Here is a 23,311-nt window from a genome sequence, read left to right on the forward strand (position 1 = left end):
AAAAATCCCTTAAGAATCTGACATAAAGATTTATTGTACTGATAGGCCACATGGGTTAGATGACCTAATTACCACTAGGCAATTAATCGTTTAATTTCAGCACCGCCATAAAGGCCTGTTGAGGGATCTCTACATTCCCGACTTGGCGCATACGCTTTTTACCTTTTTTCTGTTTTTCAAGTAATTTTCGTTTTCTTGAGATATCTCCACCATAACACTTAGCAGTAACATCCTTACGAAGGGCCTTTACGGTCTCTCTTGAGATAATTTTAGCTCCAATGGCCGCTTGTATCGGAATATCAAATTGCTGCCTTGGAATAAGCTCTCTGAGCTTTTCTACCATTTTCTTACCAATGTCATAGGCGTTATCTGCGTGCACAAGTGCGGAAAGCGCATCCACCGAATTTGCATTGATAAGAATATCTACTTTAACTAGTTTTGAAGCTCGTAATCCAACAGGGGAGTAATCGAAGGATGCATATCCTTTAGAAACTGTTTTTAAGCGATCGTAGAAATCAAATACAATTTCTGCTAGCGGCATATCAAAGTGAAGTTCTACACGCTCAGGAGTTAAATAAGTTTGATTAGTAATCACACCTCTTTTTTCAATACATAGCGACATCACTGGGCCTACATAATCAGCCTTGGTGATTATGGACGCTTTTATAAATGGCTCTTCTACCCTGTCTAATTTAGAAGGATCTGGAAGATCAGAAGGATTATTAACAACAATGATTTCTTCAGGATTCTTTTTCGTATAGGCTTGGTAACTTACGTTAGGCACTGTGGTAATTACAGTCATGTCAAACTCACGCTCTAGACGTTCCTGAATAATTTCCAAATGCAACATTCCTAAAAACCCACAACGAAATCCAAAACCAAGTGCTGCGGAACTCTCTGGTGCGAACACTAAGGACGCATCGTTGAGTTGTAATTTTTCCATGGCACCTCGAAGTTCTTCGTAGTCTTCGGTGTCCACAGGATATATACCAGCAAAAACCATAGGTTTCACATTTTCAAAACCTTCAATCATGTTTTGAGTAGGATTAGCAGCGTCGGTTATGGTATCACCCACTTTGACTTCTCTTGCGTCCTTGATTCCAGTAATTAGATATCCAACATCCCCAGATTTAATACTTTGTTTTGGGAATTGAGTGAGTTTTAATGTTCCTACCTCATCTGCGAAATACGTCTTACCAGTGGCAAGGAACTTGATTTTCTGTCCTTTTTTAATTTCTCCATTTATTACCCTAAAGTAAGTTTCTACCCCTCTAAAAGGGTTATAAACTGAATCAAAAATCAGTGCTTGTAAAGGCTCATCAACATTACCCTTTGGAGCTGGTACTCTATCGATAATGGCTTCTAAGATTTCTTGAATACCAATACCTGTTTTAGCACTAGCAGGAATCACTTCCTCTGGATCACAACCAAGTAAATCCACTATATCATCGGTAACTTCCTCTGGATTAGCACTCGGTAAATCTACTTTGTTCAGCACAGGAATGATTTGTAAATCGTTTTCTAATGCCAAATATAGGTTTGATATGGTCTGCGCTTGAATACTTTGTGCCGCGTCTACTACAAGTAGGGCACCTTCGCAAGCAGCGATTGAACGTGAAACCTCATAAGAAAAATCCACGTGACCAGGAGTGTCGATTAAGTTTAAAACATAGGTTTCGCCCTGATGTACATATTCCATTTGTATGGCATGACTTTTTATCGTAATACCACGCTCACGCTCCAAATCCATACTATCCAACAACTGATCTTGTTTTTGGCGCTCGGTAACCGTACCAGTAAAATCCAACAGACGATCTGCCAAGGTGCTTTTACCATGGTCAATATGTGCGATAATACAAAAGTTTCTAATGTGCTTCATAAATTTACCTGTAGCCCTTAAAATAACGGGAAATTAAGTTTGCAAATATAAGTTATTTTAGTAGGTATAAATAAGATATTAAAGATATTTGAGAACTAAAAAAATGTAAGGGGATTCAGTAAATCAATGTGTTATAACTTTTTAACCATAAATCTAGAAAACCTATGAGTAAAAAGAGCTTCCTTAAAACTATCTATCATCTTATTGGAAGTCCCTGTATTCTATACCTTTATAGGGGGTTTAAAGAAATTAAGTTGTCATAAAAGTAGCACCGAAATATGTAATTATCGATAAAAAATTCTATATTTATGCACTAAAAGTTACTAGAGTATGTCCCATCTCAAACAAATTCTATTTATACTGATACTTTCTATGGCTTACCTGTCTTCTGCTCAGGAAATTAGAATTAGTGGGAGGGTGATAACTTCTTTGCAAGACCCCATTTACTTTGCAAATATGGTGCTGTTGAACCAGAACGATTCTACGTTAGTTAATGGGACTTCTACTAATGAAGACGGAACTTTTGAGTTTGAATCCCTTCACTCAGGTAACTATATTTTACAGACTTCGTATATTGGATACAGTTCTTATTCTAAACCACTAAGCATAACTAAGGACACTGAACTTTCTGACATTGTTCTTAAAATTAATACCCAAGAACTTCAAGGAGTTGAAGTTTCTATGGACCGCCCTGTATTGGAAAAAAAAGCTGGTAAATTGGTGTTTCATGTGGAAAATACAAGTTTGAGTTCACTTTCTTCCTATGAAATTTTGCAACAAACTCCAGGGGTGCTGACCATGGGAGATGCCATTTCTATAAAAAATTCCAAAACCACTGTATATATTAACAACAGAAGGGTGTATTTAGATGACCCTGAACTAAAATCTTTTCTACAAAGTTATTCTGGCTCCAATGTATCTGATATTGAAATTATCTTAAACCCATCTGCAAAATACGATGCTGATAGTGGATATATCTTAAATATTCATACCAACAAAAATGTATCGGTGGGATATAAAGGCTCGCTTGAAGGCACTTATAAACAGGGAGTGTTTTCAAAGTATGGTCTAGGAACTAATCATTATTACAAAAATAACTTTTTAGATATTTATGCGGGATACACCATAAATCAGCAAAAGTGGTATAAAGAAGATCAGGGTTATATACAATTTTTTGATGGTCAACAAATGGATGATTATTGGGAGTGGGATATGTATAAAACATCAAAGTATACCAGTCATCACCTGAACACAATTTTCGATTTTACCTTGGATCAGCGCAATTTTTTAAGCCTAACTACCAATGTGAGCTTTCAACCAAATCAACAAATAGACAACGATGTACAGACTAGGAATTACAACAGCACAAAAGACTATATTGGAGGTAATAATGCCATAGGAGACCTTGAGAATGAGAATACCAATATAGCTTTAAATGCTACCTTTACAAGAGAAATTAATGATCGAAGTACGCTTTCACTACAGACCAATTATGTGTATTATCACGACGCTTCTACTCAAGGACTGAACACCTCGTTTTTCGATGCCAATGATGATTTTTATCAAGCGAATTTCTTAGAAACCGATGCAGATCAACAAAACACTATTTTTACAGTTCAAGGAGATTATAGTATTGATATGCGTGAGGAAAGCATGCTTGAATTTGGGGCGAAGTTTGCAACAATTGACTCTGAAAGTGAAATGCTTTACATCGGAGAGTACGTTCCTATTAATGCCTCGGATGATCGTTTTAGTTATCAAGAAGATAACCTATCCTTATATGTCAATTATTCAAAGGATTGGGATATTTGGTCAATTCAAGCTGGACTACGAGGCGAATCAACAAATACCTCAGGCGTTTCCCAGACCTTAGGAGAGATCAATGGACAGGACTATTTAGAACTTTTCCCAAATGTTGGCATACAGCATCAATTAAACGAAAATCATCTTCTTGGTGTGTATTATAAAAGAGGAATCAATAGGCCAAGGTATCAGAGCCTTAATCCGTATCGTTACTATGTAAATGAATACAATTTTATCAGTGGAAATCCTAACTTAACCAGAGCAATTGAAAACAGAGTAGGGCTTGAGTATACCTATAGCGGTAACTTTATTTTCGATTTGTATTATCAACATATTAAAGGGGATTTGAACCGTTTTAGTTTTCAAGACAACGAAAACAAATTTTTATACAATGCTTATTTTAACGCCGAAGAGTTTTATCAATACAGTCTTGATTTTACACATTATAGATACCTTACAAAAAACTGGTTTGTAAGCCTTTATAGTTCTGCCTATTATTACAATATCGGTTTTGAGGCTATCGAGAGTCCTAAGAAGGTACAAAACCTTGACACCTTTGGGTTTTTTGGGCAGTTAAATAATTGGATTACTCTATCAAAAGACCGAACTTGGAGAGCAACCGTTAATCTTGAGTATTTGACAGGATTTTACTTTGGGAATTATTATCTAAATAACCGATTTAAAACCTCCATTGGTCTTCGAAAAACCATATGGGATGGTAGAGGAGAATTTAATCTGAACCTAGCTGATGTATTTAATTCGGTAAATGTTCCCTTAAGCATCGATTATCAAAATCAGAATAATTGGTATTCCGCTAGACCCGAAACCAGAGTTTTAACCCTTAGTTTTAAGTATAAGTTTGGGAACTACAACTTAAAGGATAATCAAAGAGATCTCGAAATTAAAGAACAGCAACGATTAGAGGAACAGGAGCAACTCTAAAGAGGCTTTTTTGGAAAATAATGCAATCTATCTACAGGTTACCAATTATTCGTTACTTTGCAACTTTATTAGCAGTATTTTACGATGAGGAATTTTAAATTAGACGCTAGGTTACTTTGCCTAAGTATACTGGCTTTTGTGAGTTGTCAAACCGATACCAGTGAGCAAGATATCAAAAAAATAGAACAGCTCACCCAACAGGTGAAAACCCAATATGCACCCGACTCTCGGGTTGCGATTTTTGATATAGAAGCCACTGCAATTAATGATTCTTATATTTTGAATGGGTCCACAAACATTCCCAAGGCTTTAAGTACTTTAAAGGATGAACTCTCTGGACTTAATATCGCTTTTATCGATAGCGTTTCTGTTTTACCAGAGGCTAATTTAGAGGGAAAAACTCAAGGGATTATTGCCCTGTCCGCAGCCAATTTAAGATCAACACCAAAACATTCTGCCGAACTAGTCACCCAAGGAACATTAGGAATGCCTGTTAGGATATATAAAAAGCAAGATAATTGGTATCTAATTCAAACTCCAGACAATTACATTGCTTGGGTGGATTCTGGTGGGGTGGTTCCTATGGACAGTACCTCTTATGATAATTGGATCCAGAGCGAGAAACTTATTTATACCAAAACCTTCGGAAGCTCCTTTGCAAAAAAAGATGAATCTGGGCAAGTAATATCAGATTTAGTAGCAGGTAATATTCTTAAACTTCTAGAACGACAAGACGATTTTTATCAAGTGGAATATCCTGATGGTAGAAAGGCATTTGTGTCTAAATCTCAGGGGGAGCCTTATACAGATTGGTTAACATCCTTAGATCAAACCAAGCAGAGTCTTGTAGAGACCTCCAAAACACTTATGGGACTCCCATATCTTTGGGGAGGGACTTCGCCCAAAGGAGTGGATTGTAGTGGGTTTACAAAAACCATTTTCTTCTTAAATGGTTTAATTATTCCACGTGATGCTTCCCAACAAATTCATCAGGGAGTTTTGGTGGATCAAGACAAGGATTTTTCCAAGTTACAACCAGGTGATTTATTATTTTTTGGTAAGAAGGCCACCGATTCTACAAAAGAGCGTATCGTCCATGTAGGCATGTGGATTGGAAATAATGAATTTATCCACTCAGCGGGAAGTGTTCATATCAGTAGCGTGGACAAAAATGATCCCAATTATGATGCGTATAACATTAACCGTTATATCCGTACCAAAAGGATTTTAGATAACAAGACAGAAGGGATAATTGATCTTAAAGATAACGCTCTTTTTTAACCTAATACCGATACCTTACAGAACAAGATCTTCAAAAAGATGGTTTAGGGTAGTCTCTAAATCTTCACTGTAGCCTGTATGAGGCCGAGAGGTTTGTATGCACGAGCTTCGAACTGCGGTGAGCCAACGGAATCGAGAGGCTACATCCATGGCAGCAATACGACCACCGTCCTTGCTGGCTTTTGAAATTTTTTCAAAGGATTGTAGGTGCATTTGCAGTTCACTGAAATCTAATTCCGTGCAATAGTGTTTTAACTTCTCCACTGGAATATGGTATTTTACCTCTAAGTATTTTTGCTGTTTACAAAACATTATTATCCCAACATTTGTAAATTCTTCGCGTTCAACTCTTGGAACCACGCGAATTACAGCATATTCATATAAGTGCTTGTCTTTCATGCTGTGCTTGTTTTACAAAGATTTCAGAATGCTTTAATCGGGTGGCTAAAAACTCAAAATAAATTTCTCGGATTTCCTTTGGCGTGAGTTCGGTTTCTTTCCATTGCAACCACTGATCGGGAATTAAGGCTACTAACTGCCCAAGGATGGATTCATTTAAAATGGATTTAAACTTCTGGTTTGCTTTTTCTAATTCATTTGCCTGGGGTAACAATACATGATCTTTAATTAGTGGAAAAGTAGTCAGCGCTTGTTTTTCCCAATTGGTAAAAGCGTGATGAAAATAAAAGGAAGCCCCGTGATCGATCAGCCATAACTCTTTGTGCCAAATAAGCATATTGGTGTTTCTAAAAGTACGATCTACATTGGTTATAAAGGCATCAAGCCAAACGATTTCAGAAGCTAAATTTGAAGGTACTTCCATTACAAGTGGATCAAAATTAACCGCTCCTGACAAAAAGTGCATTCCTAGATTAAGGCCTTCACTAAATTTTAATAAGTCCTGGATTTCTTCATCAGCTTCTGTTCGTCCAAAAGCCTCATCAAAGTTAGCCAAGACCAGCTCGGGCATTTTAAATCCGAGAATACGCGCGAGTTCTCCTCCAAGCAACTCTGCAATAAGTGCTTTTTCCCCATGTCCAGCACCTTTAAATTTGATTACATATTTAAAGCTGTCATCTGCCTCTGCTAGTGCAGGTAGCGAACCACCCTCTCTAAGAGGTAGTATATAACGCATGACATTAACGCTTCTAAGCTCAGCTATAGTTTTCATGATTGCTATCTATAGAAACAAAGGTATTGAATTTGGAAAGATCAAAAACTAAAAAGCCGTCATACAAATGTATAACGGCTAAATATTCAAATTAAGATTTAAAATAAGAAGTGTTTTTACTGATCCCACCAAAGGGTTCCATGTATAGGATCTTCACCGCCAAATTGACGATCAACAGCTTGTTTATAATTTTCTTCATTGTTAAATACTTCGTTATCAGGATAAGCCAAACGAGTAGGAACCGCTACTCCGTTGGGTTGAACAAGGTTGCTTGGGTATCCGGTTCTTCGCCATTCAGACCATGCTTCATATCCAAACATAAACAAATGCACCCAACGCTGTGTTGCAATTTGCTCTAAAGCGTTCCCTTGATTAAATGCGATATCTGGCTGGGCTAAAAAACTTTGCGCTGCAGCACTGCTACCTGTCCATTGTTCTAATGAACTTTCTATCGCTTGATTATAGTAAAGCTCAGCATCTCCAGATATCCATCCATAGTGGGCAGCTTCAGCTAAAGCAAAAGAAATTTGGGCATATGTCATTAAGTGTATAGAGGCGTCTTGAGCGTATAATGCATCACCAAGCAAGGAATATTCTTCTGTTCCGATTTGATCTTCTTCTCCAAAGGTTAAACCTATGTACTGTCCTTGAGTTCTGTTCGGATTTCCAAATATCTCTAACCGCGGGTCATCGACGGGTTTCATAATACTTACGAGGCCCTCTGTAAGTGCCCACCATTCTCGGTTTCGATTAACCACTTGATCGTACCAATAATTTTCATTGTTGGCCTCAGCTAAATGATGAAAGACAAAATTGTCATCATTAGAGGTAAAGACCCCATCGTTTAATGCACTATTGAATTCTGATTGGGCAAGTGCAGGATTTACTTCTGAGAGTCTTAGGGCCATTAATAATCTAGTCGAGTTGGCAAACTTTTCCCATTTGGAAATGTTACCACCATAGATGATATCATTGGATAGATCTCCACTTACCATCATTTGAGTCGCTTGTTTTAGTTGCTCAAATAGATCCAAATAAATACTTTCTTGAGTGTCGTATACTGGCGTGAAATTCTCATTTCCCTTTAAGGCCTCTGTGTAGGGAATGTCCCCCCAACGATCTGTAAGATTCCAAAAGTAATAGGACTTTAAAATCATGGCGACAGCCATTTGATTTGCAATAGGTCCTTCATTGGCATTTAAATCTTCAGATGTTAATACTGCCTGGAGATCCGCTAGGGGACCTTGATACCAAGGGTAAAAACTTGTGCTTTCTTCTGGATATAATGAGACGCCTACATACTGGGTTTCTGCCAGGTACTGTGCCATAAACTCACCTTGTGGTGAAGAGCTTAAGCCTGGTAGTGATAACTGCGCCTGAGCGATTAATTGCATACCTGAGGCCTGACTAGGTTCATTGGTGGTGATATTAATATCCTCATCAAATTTATTACACGCTGTTATGAGCAGGGTGAATAGTATGATACTTATATGTGTTTTTTTCATGATCAGATAGTTTAAAATGTGACGTTTAGATTTAATCCAATAGAACGTACCGAGGGCAATTGCCCAGATTCATACCAACTTATGGATTGCGCCCCAGTGGAAATTTCGGACGGGTTAATTCCCTTTGGAGCTTCCTGCCAGATCATCACAGGATTTCTAGCGATCAGAGCAAAACTCATGGTTTCAAAAGGAAGGTGACTCATGATGTCCTGTCCTAAATTATATTGGACTCTAAGCTCGCTAAGCTTCACATAAGAAGCATCATAAAGCCATTCTTCATAAATTCTACGCCCAACTTCGTTTCTGTAATAAGTTCGAGCATCCACAAATGCACTTACTTGCTCTCCAGTGGAGGCTGATATACCGTGAACTTGTACACCACCGCCTTCTTCTAATGGATCACGTACATTCATGCCATTTTCGTTGGTGGCTACCGTTAGAATATCTTGTCCAGTCCTCACAGAGAGCATCTTAGATCGGCTAAAAAACTGACCGCCCCCTTGGAAGTCAACCATAGCGGCAATATTGAATTGTCCTATACGAAAGTTGTTCTGGAAACCGCCATTAAAATCTGGAAGTACAGTTCCGAAATCGTGTGTAGCATCCGTGTACAAAGGCATGTTGTTGTCACCAAGAAGAATTTGACCTGTAGCTGGGTCGCGCTGATATGCCTGTCCCACTAGACTACCAAAAGGTTTGCCTTCGTATGAATTTAAATAGCTTGTCACACTCGAATAGGTGGTCGATCCGTAGGTGTAGACATCAATACCAGGGGCTAAGGATACCACCTCACTATTGTTTTTGTTGATATTAAAAGTCATGTCCCAAGAAAAGGTGTCGTTTTGAACGGGAGTTGCATTTAAAGAAAGTTCAAATCCGTCATTTTCAATCAGACCAGCATTAATGACTGTAGAGCTATACCCACTGGTTGCTGATATATCAAGATTTAAAATTTGATTTTTATTTTTCTGTTGATAATATGTAAAATCAAGTCCTAAGCGATTATTAAAGAAATCTAGTTCCAAACCAGCCTCAAAAGAGTTTGAGAATGAAGGCTCAATGTCTGGGTTGTTCAAATTATCAGGAACATACATAGTATTTGTACCTTGATATACGGTGCCCACGCCATAATATTTGCTGGTTTGATAAGGTGATAAATCAGAACCTGCTTGGGCATAACTGGCGCGTATTTTACCAAACGATAAAGGTTCCCAATTTAAAAGTTCACTGAAAACGACGCTGGTAGAAACCGAAGGATACCAGTATGAATTATTATCCTCAGGAAGCGTAGATGAATTATCATTTCTAATGGAGGCATCAATGTAATAGATTCCTTTATATCCTACTGATACTAAACTGTAGAAACTCCGAATTTGTTTTTCCAACAGATAAGAGGCAACATCAGGACGGTCGATAGAAGCTTCGATGTTGTAGAATCCTGGAGATGAAAGCCCTCCTACGGTAGCCTGGTATAAATACGTGTACTCTCGATCGTATATATTACCTCCAACGGAGGCGTCTAAAGAAAAGTTATCCCAAGATTTTTTGTATTGCGCTAATACTTCATAGTTAAATTCTTTGTTCTGGTATTTTCCAATAGAAAAGGAAGGTAGTCTTGTTCCTCCAAAGGCCTGTCGACTTTGAATGTTTTGGGTAAACATATCAGCACGAATAAAGGCGCTCACCTCTAACTCAGGTAAAATCTTATACCGTAATCCTACATCGCCAAAGAATCGATCTCTTTTATCCTCACTGGTGTTTTCAAAGGCTTCAAAATACGGGTTGTTCCAGTAAAGGGGTTCATAATCTGTAATTTCTCCTGTTGAGGAATTAGGCCTCCCTAGGTTCCAATGAAGGTAGGTGCCGTCATCGTATTTATAATTTCGGAGTCGGTTCATATCCAAGTTACGCTGAAACCATTGGACCATAAAACTTCCACCATATTCCGAGCCCTGTGATGGACGTCGACCACTGTTGGTTGCATAATTAATGTTTGATAATACACTTAACTTTTCACTCAGGTCCAAACTTGCACTTAAGCTGACATTGGTTCTGTCCAATTGGCTGTTGGGAACTACGCCCTCAACTTTTGTGTTGTTTGCACTTAGCCTATAAGCAGTATTTTCATTGCCTCCAGAAACGCTGATGTTATTGCTGAAAGTTGTTCCAGTATTATAGAAGTCTTTTATATTATTTGAGTGGGGTAGAAAAGGTGTCAATTTTCCATACTCTGCATCTTGAGGGTAAAAACTAAATACCTGTCTTACTGGTGTTCCATCCATTCTTGGACCCCAGCTTTCATCCACACTCATATCAACATAAGGCTGACCATTATCTATGGTTCTAAAAGTTTGACTTGATCCACCTCCATATAAATTTTGTAGTTCGATAAAATCGTAAGCGGATTCTACAGAGAAGGTAGAGGAGAAATCTACATTTACTTTTTTAGGGCCTTTTTGACCTTTTTTGGTGGTAATCATAATCACTCCATATTGACCACGTATCCCGTAAAGAGCGGATGCAGCAGGACCTTTTAGAACGTTTACCGATGCAATATTATTTGGATTTACATCCTGTGCTAGGTTACCGTAATCTGCCTGATCGCTACCAGAGAAATTGGCGTTTGAAATCGGTGTTCCATCTACCACAATTAAGGGCTGATCGCCTCCACCAATGGAATTTACTCCTCTAATTTTTATTTTTTGAGTTCCTCCCATACTCGCCCCTGAGGATCCCATAACTTGGACTCCAGCCACTCTTCCAGAAAGCGATCCTAGAACATTTTGCTGGTTGGTTAAACTAAATGCTTCACCATCTACCTCCTGGGTTGCATACCCTAAGGATTTTTTATCCCTAGTAATTCCTAAGGCGGTGATAACAACCTCTTCTAAGCCTTGCATACTCTCACGTAAGGCTACATGGAGAACTTCTTGCTGTGATACTTGAATTTCTTGAGTTATAAATCCGATGAATGAAAACACAAGAATGTCTCCTTGGTCGGCTCGTATCGAATAATGGCCATCCATATCGGTTGAGGTTCCATTTTGGGTCCCTTTCACTAGTATGGTTACCCCTGGAAGTGGCATTGAGTCACTTTCGATTGTCACTGTCCCAGAAATAAATTTTTCTTGGGCAGATAGCGTCCAATACTGGAAGCATAACAGCAACATTAGTACTGTAATTTTGCATTTCATGTGATTGATTTTGGTGGTTAAAACGTTAAATTAAATAGTTTTTACGTAGTAAGTTGTGATAAAACTAACACAAAATACGACAATATGTTCGGAATTATCGACAAAACTATAATTTATATCAACAATTCACGAATATATAAAAATGCATAAAAGACGCATAACATATGCCTGAAATTCTGCATATGTTATAATTTTTCACAATTTTAGAAATCCGTACCTTTGTAGCGCTAAAATTATAAGACGTGGCCAAAATTGGATCGATAGATGTAGGAGACTTCCCTTTGTTACTAGCACCCATGGAGGATGTTAGTGATCCTCCTTTTAGAGCCTTGTGTAAAGAACAAGGCGCTGATGTGGTATATACGGAGTTTATTTCTTCTGAAGGGTTGATACGTGACGCTGCAAAAAGTGTAATCAAGTTAGATATTTACGAAAAGGAACGCCCAGTAGGAATTCAGATTTTTGGGGCGGAACTAGATTCTATGCTCCAAGCTGTGGAGATTGTTGAAAAATCGAATCCAGATATCATCGATATCAACTTTGGTTGTCCTGTTAAAAAGGTGGTTTGTAAAAATGCCGGAGCAGGTATTTTAAGGGATATTCCATTAATGGTAAAGCTGACCGAGGAAATGGTAAAGCGAACCAATCTCCCAATTACTGTAAAAACTCGACTGGGCTGGGATAGTGATTCTATAAAAATTGTGGAAGTTGCTGAACGGTTGCAAGACGTTGGAATACAGGCAATCTCTATTCATGGACGAACTCGTGTTCAGATGTATAAAGGACATGCCAATTGGGAACCAATAGCCCAGGTAAAGAACAATCCTAGAATGTATATTCCTGTCTTTGGAAATGGAGACGTGGACACCCCTGAAATGGCAGTTAAAATGCGCGACCAATATGGTTTAGATGGTGCTATGATAGGAAGAGCAAGTATTGGATATCCTTGGTTTTTTAGAGAGGTTAAGCATTATTTTAAAACTGGTGAACATTTGGCCCCACCTACGATTTTAGAACGTGTTGAGGCTGCTAGAAGACACCTGCAGATGTCCATTGATTGGAAGGGAGAAAAATTAGGTGTTTTTGAGACCAGAAGGCATTATACGAATTATTTCAAAGGAATTCCTCACTTTAAGGAGTACCGAATGAAAATGGTAACTAGTGATCATTCTGAGGATGTTTTTGCTGCCCTTGCTGAGGTAGAAGAGAAGTTTTCAGATTTTCAGTTTGTCTAGTTAAATTCAATCAACTTTTTAGTAATTCTACTAGCTGCAATTTTAGAGGCTATAAACCCTAGTACAAAAATCGTTACAAAAACAATGACGAGGTTACCGATCTGAAATTCTACAGGGTAGGCCAGTGTCGGAGTTAATTTAATCCACTGAAACTGTAGTTGGGTCCAGACCATAAACGAGGCAAGTATTATACCAATAAGTCCTCCAACAGAGGTAACTAAAAGTCCTTGCAAGAAATAGGTTTCTCTTAATTTTTTAATAGACACTCCCATACTAAAAAGGGTGGAAATGTTGCCTCTTTTATCTAGGATCATCATGATAATTGCCCCTACCACATTAAAAAGAGCGATGATTAGTACTAAGGTAAAAATTAGATATATCACTAGATTTTCCATATTGAGCATTTTGTATAGTGAATCGTTGAGTTGAGCTCTTGTTTTAAGAGCAACCTTATCACCAAGAACATCTTTAATGCTAGCTGATACGCTATTTAGATCTGCCCCTGGGGCTAATCTAAAGTTAATGCCAGTAATTTGATCAACATCCTTTTCCAGTAGCGGTTGGATTGTGGAGAGTTTGGCAAAGACATATTTTTTATCCAAATTATCTTCTATAGCATAGACTCCTGAGACTGTAACAGACAAATCATTATAAGGACGAGATGCACTGCCCACTGCTGAGGTAATACTTCCCTCGCCTGGCTTAGGAGCAAGTATTTTTAAGGGATTTCTATAAACATTGATGCCAAGTCCAAGTGCATTGGCAATACCAGCCCCTGTAACAACCTGGTAGGGATTATTACTTATCCAACTCCCGTAGTACATCATACTATCCACATCGATCACCCGTGTATAATTACTGTCAACAGCTTTGATATAGGCGATAAAGTTTTTCTGTTTATGAGTTAAAAAGATACGTTCCTCAACTTCCGAAGAATACGCGTAAAGTCCTTCAAGGGAATCCAAATTTTGAACATCCTTGTCTGTTAACCTGAAATATTTACCAGTTTGTGAAACGGCCATCAGATCTGGATCCGAGAAATTTGAAAAGGACAGACTAAGGGTTTTCAGTCCTGCAAAAGCAGAAAGTACAATGAAAAGTGAAGCGGCGCCTATAACAATGACCAAAAAGCTGACAAAATTAATGATGTTAACCGCATTTTGACTACTTTTTGAAACCAGGTAACGTTTTGCTATGTAGAGGGCTATGTTCAAAAGTTTATGACTTCTTTCTTTTGTCTAGTAAATCAGGATTTTCAATAGGATTATCGCTTCTCTTTAAGGATTGATCTATCTTATCAATATATTCAAGGGAGTCATCAATATAGAAACTTAAATCAGGCACCCTCCTTAGTTGATTTTTAGTTCGCTGTGATAGCTCGTGTTTGATTAGAGGCTGGTTGGAACGAATCCCTTCTATGAGCTCTTGCGCATTTTTATGAGGAAAAATGCTGACAAAAACTTTTGCTACTGATAAGTCAGAAGTTACATGTACCTTGGTAACGCTAATTAAAGTGCCACTCATATTTCCGTCCTTTGCTGCTCTTTGAAGGATCTCTGCTAGATCTTTCTGCAATACACCACCAATCTTTTTCTGTCTATTTGTTTCCATAGTGCAAAAGTACAAGAATAATGGTTACAATTTAAAGTATTATTTTTGAACAAAAGACGAGTCATGAATAAAATCGAACATCTCGGTATTGCTGTAAAGGACCTAGAGGCTTCTAATGTTATCTTTGAAAAACTACTTGGAGTAGCGCCATATAAGACCGAACATGTAGATAGAGAAGGGGTGAAAACATCTTTTTTTAATACTGGAAATAGTAAAATTGAGCTTTTAGAGGCGACATCTGAAGAGAGTCCAATTGCAAAGTTCATAGAAAAGCGAGGAGAAGGAATTCATCATGTGGCCTTTGATGTTACGGATATTCAGTCAGAGATCAAACGTTTAAAATCAGAAGGATTCGTGGTCTTGAATGAAACTCCACAAAAAGGAGCAGATAATAAATGGGTTGTTTTCCTTCATCCTAAGAGTACAAATGGAGTGCTTATTGAATTATGCCAAGAAATAGAAAAAGAAACCCCTTAAAACAAAAGCGAAAAATCCCTTGCAGTGCTTAAAAAAAAGTGCTAATATTGCATCCGCAAATTCGCGGTCCTATAGCTCAGCTGGTTAGAGCACTTGACTCATAATCAAGGGGTCCCTGGTTCGAGCCCAGGTGGGACCACAATAGTATTAGAAAGCCATTCAAATTGTTGAGTGGCTTTTTTTTCGAATAAGTACTACATCAATTTTCTTTGTGTATTTCGACGTAAAACGGATCAATCACAAAAGTTGTGTTTATATTAAAATATTATTTCGACTTTTGTCTTCAAAATAAGAATCCTTGGAGACCCATATAGAATTACTAAAATCATTTTAACGTTATAAGGTATCATACAGAAGATGATGCATTACATATCCACTTTGAGGAGAAATCAGAGAGACCTCCAGAGTTTACTTCTGACTCAATTATAGCTCATGGGTTTCATAAGGAAATTACTATTCAGGGCTTCCCTATCCGTGGAAAAAGTGTGTTTCTTCACATTAAACGTCGGCGTTGGCTGAATAAGCAAAACAGGACAGTTGTTCAACGTAATTGGAATTTAGTTTCTCGCGGAACCCAGATGACCACCGAGTTTGCTGATTTTTTAAAAGAAATTAGTCAATACTAAGGCTTCAGACTGTCATACTATAGGTTCTTTTTATGGAGTTGATGGTAAGAAACTCCAGCGCCAGTACAAAGACTATCTAAGTGACTTTAAGGAATGGGAACAAAAAAAACATGCTAAAGAAAGGCTTCTTTTCCCTGAAAACATAGGTGCTTATTTATCTATTGATGAAACAGCCTTTTAAAAGCTGTTTTTCAAGAGGAGGTCTTTGCGGTAGGTCAATATTAATAGATAGGTTTTTAGTTGTAGTTTCAAAAGTATGGCATATTTTGATTTACATCCACTGCTTTTGTTTAGCGATGGCAATAAGTTCTATGGAGTTTTTTGCACTAGTTTTTCCAAGTATATTCTTTCTGTGAGTAGAGACTGTTAAGGGACTAATGTTTAAGTTATCGGCAATTTCTTTGGTGGTTTTCCCTAGTGACATTTGCTCGATAATTTCCAGCTCTCTTTTTGTCATTTTAAATGTAAATGCATTTTGTATATCCTCTGTAGGAATTAAACCAGTTCTAGTAGAATTCTTTAAAGCCAATTTGAGAGTAAGAATGAGCTGGTTATTATTAAAGGGTTTGGTAAGAAACGCATAGGGGCAAATAGGCTCTACCCTTTTAATGGTATTTAGATCACTATAAGCCGTTAGAAAAATTACTGGAATTTTTCCTTTTATGATCTCTGTGACAAAGTCTATACCGTCACTAGTTTGCTTAAGGTTGATATCACAAATAGCAGCATCGAAATCATGTTGTTCAAATAAGCGAATTGCCGAATTAAAGCGAGTAGCAATATGGGGGTCAAAACCACTACTAATTAGCCCAATTTGAATACTTTTTGCGATGACAATGTCATCCTCTAATACAAGAACTTTGTTTTTCATTGTGTTTTTTTTATACTCGTTTATTTGGCTATTAATTGTTGGCAGAGTTAACCACCTTTTTAATGAACCTAAAGCAACAACCCTTATCACTTTTAATTTCCAGATCCATTTCTAGTTCTTCAGTCAACAATTGAATTAGACTGATTCCCATTGTTTCGCTAGCATGAGGGTTAAAGTCTGTAAAACCTTTTCCGTTGTCAGAGTACTCAAGGATCACGTCTTGATCAGTTTTTTGTAAAAAGATCGACACTTGAGGATTTGGGTGTTCTTTATCGAAGGCATGTTTTATGGAATTGGTTATGAGCTCATTTAATATAAGCCCAATATAGGTTAGATGATCGTTGGGTACTATTAAGGAGGATAAATTCGTCTCTAATTTGATAATGGAGCCTGAAAACGATATAATATCTAGGGCTAGTTGATGTATAAATTTATCCAGACGAATCTGTTCTGTATTTAAATCCTGTTGATTGAGGGAATCGTGAATTTTTGCGATGGTAAATATTCGTGACTGCAGTTGTTTCAACTGTTGGCGGTGTTCTGGGCTTTTAGAGGTCACGTTTTGAAAATCGATAAGGCTAGTCATGAGTTGAAGATTATTTTTAACCCTGTGATTCAACTCACGCATCAAATAAGAGATGTTTTCCTTTTGCTTTTTGGTGATTTCAAGAGTCGTTTGAAGCGCTAGGTTTGATTCCAGTAAAGAATAAGTACGATCCTTTACCCTTTTGGAGAGCTTCTTATTTAATTCTCTTTCTTTCCAATGCCGGTACATTACAAACCCACTAACAGCCATCACTAGAAAGAGAGTTAGTAGAATTTTAAACCAAAGCTTTTGATACCACGGTGAATTAATAATGATTTTAAAACTTTCAATATCCCCCCATATTAACTCATTGTTACTGCCTTGTACTTTGAAAGTATACACGCCTGGGTTTAAGTTTGTATAGGTAGATGAGCGTTCCTTTGTAACAGGTCTCCACTGTTTGTCAAACCCCTCTAGTTTAAAACGAAATAGATTCTTCTCAGGCCATAGATAATTCAGATTCGTATAATTAAATGTAATTACATTTTGCTCGTGAGAAAGCCTGAGCTCTTTTGAGTACACAATGTTTTTTTGAATGGATTTACCAAACAACTGAATGTCTTCAAGTACCGTGTTCCCTGGTATTTTATTTATAGGGATACTATCGACATTTATAATGTTAAAACCATTCATTCCTCCAAAATAAAGGCGACCCGAATCATCCTTATAAGAGGCTTTACCATTGAACTCATTGTTTTGCAGTCCGTCTTGTTCTGTGTAATTAGTGAATGTTTCTGTGTCTGGATTAAACTGCGATACCCCGAAATTAGTACTTACCCATATATTTCCTTTATGGTCGGCTTCAACCCCGTAAATAAAGTCGTTTGGCAGTCCTTCTTGCTGGGTAAAATGGTCAACCTCACCAGTTGCTACATTAATTTTATTAAGGCCTTTTGCTGTTCCTGCCCAAATATTATTTTTTAAATCCTCTGTTATGGAAAATACCCTTTCATTGGAAAGTGAACCATAATAGGTGGTTTTATGATCCTGGATTTGATAAAGGCCATTATCACTTGCAAGCCAGATAGAACCAGAGGAGTCAATATAACTATTTCTTGAACGGATCAATGATTTTCCATTAATGGTTTTCTGCTTTATTTTATAGTCGTTAATGTTTAAAGAATAAATGCCATCAGACCATGTATGTACCCAAATGGAGTCTTTAGAAATTGGTGTAATGTGTATAACTTCGTTGTCGGTAATGGGTAACAACACAGGATCAAAGGAATCATTTTCGCGGTTGTATTTTAATAATCCATCACCAAAACCCCCAGCCCACAGGGTGCCTGAATGATCCTTTGCCAGAGTATAATCTAAGTTATTGGTCAGGTATAATTTGTACTTATCCTGGTTTATAAGATAGCGCACTATCCCAAATTCTGTAGCCATCCATAAGGTATCCTTCTCCTTTAAGAAGTTGAAAATACTTATAAAATCTTCTTTAGGAGCATTGTCCACCTTTATTCTAAGTGTTGTGAATTTTTGCTGTTTAGGATGATAATACAACACTCCTCTTCCTTCACTTCCTAGCCAGACTCCTCCTTGGATATCTTTTTCTACACTACGGATGGTGGTGTATATCGTTTTTTCCTTTTCACCTAAGAATGTAATTTCTCGACACTGATAGGAATCGTCAAGGAGATAATTATGGTTTGCTGCACTGATTAAAACTTGATTGTCATACCAAATAAAAAGACCTGTAATTTCGCCTTTTTGAAAGGGAGTGTTAATGGGTTTAAGTTGGTTATCAGTCGTATTGTACACATATAAACCTGATGTAGTTGCAAATAGAATACGATCTTTCCCCCATTTTAATACTAGATTAACTGATTTACTCTGCGTAGCATGAAGTGGTTGGAGTTTTTGTTTTTTATAATCGAATACAAAACAATCTTTATAATTTGTCGAGAGCAGAAATGAATTCTTCTTAAACGGAACTATGGAGGTGATGTATTCATTGTCCATTTCATCGGTGATAGAAAACTTTTTGAATGATAATGTTTTTCGATCAATTAGAACGCAATAATTAATGGTCCCGGCGAGCAAATAACGCTCATTTATAGGGGTAATATTATAAGCGAACTTTAGTGATGGAAACTTGTCGAAATCTAGCTTGTCATTGAAACTTATAAACTGGTCTTCGTTTAGGATGTATGCACAAATGGAATTGGTGTTAGTAGCTAACCATAAGGTATCATTGCTTTGATATAAATCTCTTATATGATCATCAAGCAGGCTTCCTGGTTCATTGCTAGTCTTGAAGACTTTCATTCGATCTCCATTGTAACGGTTTAAGCCATTTTCGGTAGCAATCCATAAATATCCTAGGTTGTCAAATTCTAGTGAAAGTGCGTTGAGTTGTGAGAGACCTTGTTTTTGTGAAATTTCCCTTACCTTGATTGTGTCCAATGGGAGCTCCTGTGCTTTAACTTCAAAGAAAAGCACAAAAAGGAGTGTAGTATATAGTAATAGGCACTTTAACATATGCTTAAGGATTGTGGAAATTACGCTTAAATGACGGTATTACAAAAGAAACTTGAGAATATACCCATAAATGGGTAGATAACATCTACCCAAGTTTAAAAATATTTGGCTTGATACTTAAGCTTTTTAATGGTTTGTACTATCATTAATACGTTTCCTGAAATGATTATAATATCTTTAATAATAATAAGTTATGGATGAAATTAAGATTCTATTTAATTATTTTTAATACTACTTATAGATAAAAAATCAGTCGAACCTTCGACTTATAGAGAGTAAGGTAAAAAAAGGATAAAAAAGAATCATATTTAAGGTCAATAGCCCTAATTAGGACTCTTGAAACTACAGGAATTAGGGGTTTTTGCTAAAATATACTCATAAATAGGTATTGTATGCTATGGAATAATGCACTCATTTTGTAGAGTTAAGAAATTTAAATCAATACCTATGAAAAATTTTAATTTAAGTCTTAGAAAAACGTATCTGTTCGCCTTAATGGGAACATTGATACTATCATCGTGTTCAACAGATGACACACCATCCGAAGATGTTTCTGCCATTAGACAGGCAGAGGCAGCAAATTTAAACGCTAATGCGCAAGTTGCAGCTGCACAGGCAGCGTTACTTAATGCCCAGGCGGAAGTTGAGATTGCTCAAGCCGAGCAAATTAAACTTGAAAATGCTTTTCTGGCCATAGAAAATGCGACAGCACAGGCAGAATCGGAACTTTCCATTGCTGAAATTCAAGCACAAATGATTGCAGCTGAAACAGCAAGAGTAAATGCCCAACTAGCATTAGATCAGGCTATGAACACTATGCAAGAAAGTGTAGCTGAGATGCAAGCAGAAGAGGTTCGCACTTTGTTGTCCAAGCTAACTACAGAGCAAAATAACCTTGACCAATTGATGGACGAGAGAAATGCAGCCGTTAAAAAATTAAGTTTAGCAAAATTCAACCTTGAATTTGGGGTGGATTATTCGAATGAAAGCGACTTGATAAGTATGCAGACTAGTTTAGAAACAAGTCAACTCGCTCATGCAGATCTTGAAGCTAATTTAATCCTGCTTAAGGAAAATGGACAGGGCAAACAAGATGTCTCCGAGAAACTTAGCATGTTACAATCGGATAATAGCTCATTAACACAGAAGATCGATAGTTTGCAGATACTCATGCAAGAAAGCGTGAAAGGGTATTCTGATTTGTTTGGTCAACTCTCAGATCTTTCAGATTTAAAATTTAATTATGAAAATGCCTTAAATTCTATTGAAGGTTATCAAGCTAACATAGAGAGTTTAAACACAACTCTTGAAGTATACAACTCAGACCTAATTCAACAACAAAGTGATTTAGAATTAAAAAATACTCAGCTCGCACAAGCCCAAGCAAGGTTAGATGCTGCAAGTGCAGAATATAATGCTAGGGTTGAGGCAACTACTGCCGCTCAAGCTGTTATTCCAGGGCTACAAAATGCCGTAAAGGATGCTGAATTGAATGTTAACATGGCAGTTGCTGAAAGAAATGAATACACAGGAACCGATGCCACGGTAATTAGTGATTTAGACCTAGCAGTCACTGACGCGGGAACCGTTTTAACGGATGCCCAAACTGCTCTTTCAGATGCATTTACCGCATTAGGTGATGCTCAAAACTTGGAGAACAATTATTACAATAGTGTTGTTCAACCTGAAGAAATGACCATTTCAACTCTTGAATCTCAGATTGACAATCATTTAAATGTAATAGATAATTTGCAAACATTTATAAGAGATGGTGAATTGGATATTGTGCGATTATCTAGTGATCTTGAAAATGGACAAAACTTCGTTGCTGAGCATAAGGAGACCTATGATCAGATTGTTTCTGAATACGAAGCGTTATATAGTAAGGTTCAACCGGTAATGAGCGCAATGAATTCAATAAATGACCAAGTTAATACATTGTCGAATTTGAAATCTAGTAATCAAAGTTTAATTACTTTCTATAATAGTGTTGACTCCAGTAATGATTACCATAACAGTATGGTTAAACATCAAGAAGAGCTAATTGCTAAATCCAAGTTGGATATAGAGGATTTACAATCGCATATCAAGTCAATTGAAAACAATATTGTTATTAATGTTGAGGACTTACAACAAGAAATAGATTCTTTAACAAATGAAATAGCGTCAATTGATGTTCGAATTGAAGGACAAGCTGGAATTGTTTCTCATTATGAAGATTTACTTTCTCAAGCATTAGCTGAATAATGTGATCGGGTATTGTAAAGTGGGCTACCGTGCTTATTAAACTGTAGCCTTCTTTATCAACTATTTAATTATAAATTTTAATACTCAAGATCATGATGAGATACATATTATTAGCAGTATTATTATTGGTTTCAATAATAGATACCAATGCACAAGAAGAAATAGGCCCAGAGAAGGGTGACTTCACAGGTTCGCTTCTATTGGGTAGAGGTAGGTTTTTACAAGCTGGTTTGACAGTTCCTTCTCCTGTACCCCAAAGCGTTTCTGGTGACGCTCCTTATATAAATACAATGAGTAATAATAATAATGAACTCACCAATATGATTGGAGCTGAGCTTCGGTACTTTGTTACGGATCGTATTTCTATATTAATGAGCGGAGGAGCTATTATTAGGCATACACCCGGGATGACAAATATCCCAGGAGTAATAACTAGTAGTAACGCTTCTTCTATTCCAGAATTTGAATCCATCGTTGAGAGCAATGAAGTGGATTTAAATTTAAACCTTGGAGGGCAGTACTTTTTCAAAACTAAATACGAAAAAGTCCACCCTTACATGGGAGTAACTATTCCATTTTATTATGCCAAAAGGAGTCAATTTGATCCTGCGATTGATGGAGGAAATATTGTAGATATTAGTGAGAGAAGTGTTTCATTACTTGGCGTTGGCGCTCAAGCCACCGCTGGTATTGACTATTACTTTGGAGAAGCATTCTTTATAGGAGCAGAAATTAAGACTGTAAATTATGTCTTTGCTAAAACAGAAAAATTCGCTGGCCCTGGTTTTGGGGAACGCTCAGCACAAACTTCCACGGTCTCATTTTTATCCCAACCATTCATTCGTATAGGATTTAAATTTTAAATGTTCAATAACATAATGGTTGGGTTAAGGGGGCTTCTGAATAAGTGGCCCCCTTACTTGTTTTACTAAAAGTTGGTAGATTTTCGCTATCTTTAACCAGTGTGTTCCACAGTAAGTGTATATCGGAATTTTGAAGAAAATCTATTAAAAATGACCATAAAACAAGTAAAGGAAAAACTCAAAACATCTAAAGGCCCGGTGGCCCTATCCCTTCATCAAGGATCAGGTTTTAAGACTCTAGTGATGGGGTTTAATAAAGGTATGATTTTAAAAGAGCATAAGGCACATCTAAAATCTAAATTAACCGTTTTAGAGGGCGCTGTTATTTATCAGGAAAAGGATAGGGAAGTAACACTTAATAAATATGAAGAAGTGGATATTCCCCTTGAGGTAACACATTGGGTAGAGGCCTTGGAAGACAGTCTGTGTTTGTTGACCCAAGGGAACTAAGTTAAGATCTAAAGGCTACATTAAATGCAAAAATCCCAACGCAGAGAAACACAATTTGATGCAGTTGAATAGATTTCAAAGACGGC

The 23,311-nt window shown here is 37.2% G+C and carries 17 protein-coding genes and 1 tRNA gene; 9 read left to right on the forward strand and 9 right to left on the reverse strand.

From position 1 onward, the window contains the following. Positions 1–82 precede the first annotated feature (82 nt). A complete protein-coding gene (gene lepA / locus I215_RS01265) occupies positions 83–1,879 on the reverse strand; it encodes a translation elongation factor 4 (protein WP_008990130.1) in 1,797 nt (598 codons plus the stop codon). A gap of 330 nt (positions 1,880–2,209) precedes the next feature. On the opposite strand from lepA, the gene I215_RS01270 reads away from it, so the two are divergent. Then, positions 2,210–4,624, forward strand: a complete 2,415-nt coding sequence (locus I215_RS01270; RefSeq protein WP_040459657.1) for a TonB-dependent receptor domain-containing protein — start codon at positions 2,210–2,212, stop codon at positions 4,622–4,624. 84 nt (positions 4,625–4,708) lie between these two features. Further along, positions 4,709–5,905 (forward strand): SH3 domain-containing C40 family peptidase, encoded by a 1,197-nt coding sequence (locus tag I215_RS01275; protein ID WP_008990132.1) that lies wholly within the window; start codon positions 4,709–4,711, stop codon positions 5,903–5,905. 15 nt (positions 5,906–5,920) lie between these two features. Here the strand turns inward: I215_RS01275 and I215_RS01280 are convergent, their stop codons facing one another. The 4 genes from I215_RS01280 to I215_RS01295 form a co-directional block, all read right to left on the reverse strand. Next, a complete protein-coding gene (locus I215_RS01280; protein WP_008990133.1) occupies positions 5,921–6,304 on the reverse strand; it encodes a DUF3037 domain-containing protein in 384 nt (127 codons plus the stop codon). Further along, positions 6,282–7,076: a HipA family kinase gene (locus tag I215_RS01285; protein WP_040459658.1), complete on the reverse strand. Its 795-nt coding sequence runs from the start codon at positions 7,074–7,076 to the stop codon at positions 6,282–6,284. Before I215_RS01285 ends, I215_RS01280 begins: the two co-directional genes overlap by 23 nt. A 116-nt stretch (positions 7,077–7,192) precedes the next feature. After that, complete coding sequence (locus I215_RS01290) at positions 7,193–8,581, reverse strand: SusD/RagB family nutrient-binding outer membrane lipoprotein (RefSeq protein ID WP_008990135.1); 1,389 nt, start codon at positions 8,579–8,581, stop codon at positions 7,193–7,195. 11 nt (positions 8,582–8,592) lie between these two features. Continuing rightward, complete coding sequence (locus I215_RS01295; RefSeq protein ID WP_008990136.1) at positions 8,593–11,775, reverse strand: SusC/RagA family TonB-linked outer membrane protein; 3,183 nt, start codon at positions 11,773–11,775, stop codon at positions 8,593–8,595. Between the two features lie 242 nt (positions 11,776–12,017). Between I215_RS01295 and dusB the strand changes: the two genes are divergently transcribed. Continuing rightward, positions 12,018–13,010 carry a tRNA dihydrouridine synthase DusB gene (gene dusB / locus I215_RS01300; RefSeq protein ID WP_008990137.1) on the forward strand — a complete coding sequence of 331 codons (993 nt, stop codon included), beginning with the start codon at positions 12,018–12,020 and terminating at the stop codon, positions 13,008–13,010. On the opposite strand, the gene I215_RS01305 is transcribed toward dusB, so the two are convergent. After that, the gene (locus I215_RS01305; RefSeq protein ID WP_008990138.1) at positions 13,007–14,224 is read right to left on the reverse strand and encodes an ABC transporter permease; all 1,218 of its coding nucleotides are present in this window, start codon (positions 14,222–14,224) and stop codon (positions 13,007–13,009) included. The genes dusB and I215_RS01305 overlap by 4 nt on opposite strands. A 4-nt stretch (positions 14,225–14,228) precedes the next feature. Then, positions 14,229–14,621, reverse strand: a complete 393-nt coding sequence (rbfA, locus tag I215_RS01310) for a 30S ribosome-binding factor RbfA (protein WP_008990139.1) — start codon at positions 14,619–14,621, stop codon at positions 14,229–14,231. 63 nt (positions 14,622–14,684) lie between these two features. On the opposite strand from rbfA, the gene mce reads away from it, so the two are divergent. The 3 genes from mce (at position 14,685) to I215_RS16730 (ending at position 15,724) form a co-directional block, all read left to right on the forward strand. Beyond that, a complete protein-coding gene (gene mce / locus I215_RS01315; RefSeq protein ID WP_008990140.1) occupies positions 14,685–15,098 on the forward strand; it encodes a methylmalonyl-CoA epimerase in 414 nt (137 codons plus the stop codon). A 65-nt stretch (positions 15,099–15,163) separates the two neighbouring features. Then, positions 15,164–15,237: transfer RNA gene (locus I215_RS01320), tRNA-Ile, on the forward strand. Positions 15,238–15,436: 199 nt separating this feature from the next. Further along, positions 15,437–15,724 (forward strand): ISAon1 family transposase N-terminal region protein, encoded by a 288-nt coding sequence (locus tag I215_RS16730; RefSeq protein WP_449404096.1) that lies wholly within the window; start codon positions 15,437–15,439, stop codon positions 15,722–15,724. A 271-nt stretch (positions 15,725–15,995) separates the two neighbouring features. Here the strand turns inward: I215_RS16730 and I215_RS01325 are convergent, their stop codons facing one another. Continuing rightward, positions 15,996–16,595, reverse strand: coding sequence for a response regulator transcription factor (locus I215_RS01325; RefSeq protein WP_008990141.1), 600 nt, complete (start codon positions 16,593–16,595; stop codon positions 15,996–15,998). A 31-nt stretch (positions 16,596–16,626) separates the two neighbouring features. Continuing rightward, positions 16,627–19,626, reverse strand: a complete 3,000-nt coding sequence (locus I215_RS01330; RefSeq protein ID WP_162131548.1) for a ligand-binding sensor domain-containing protein — start codon at positions 19,624–19,626, stop codon at positions 16,627–16,629. A 486-nt stretch (positions 19,627–20,112) separates the two neighbouring features. Between I215_RS01330 and I215_RS01335 the strand changes: the two genes are divergently transcribed. From I215_RS01335 to I215_RS01345, 3 genes are all read left to right on the forward strand, one after another. Beyond that, entirely contained in the window at positions 20,113–21,912 is a 1,800-nt protein-coding gene (locus I215_RS01335; RefSeq protein ID WP_008990143.1) for a coiled-coil domain-containing protein, read from the forward strand. A 92-nt stretch (positions 21,913–22,004) separates the two neighbouring features. Continuing rightward, positions 22,005–22,775, forward strand: a complete 771-nt coding sequence (locus I215_RS01340) for a BT1926 family outer membrane beta-barrel protein (RefSeq protein WP_008990144.1) — start codon at positions 22,005–22,007, stop codon at positions 22,773–22,775. A 150-nt stretch (positions 22,776–22,925) separates the two neighbouring features. Next, entirely contained in the window at positions 22,926–23,225 is a 300-nt protein-coding gene (locus I215_RS01345) for a cupin domain-containing protein (RefSeq protein ID WP_008990145.1), read from the forward strand. Positions 23,226–23,311: the final 86 nt, after the last annotated feature.

It is taken from the genome of Galbibacter marinus (assembly GCF_000300875.1).
Lineage (GTDB): Bacteria > Bacteroidota > Bacteroidia > Flavobacteriales > Flavobacteriaceae > Galbibacter > Galbibacter marinus.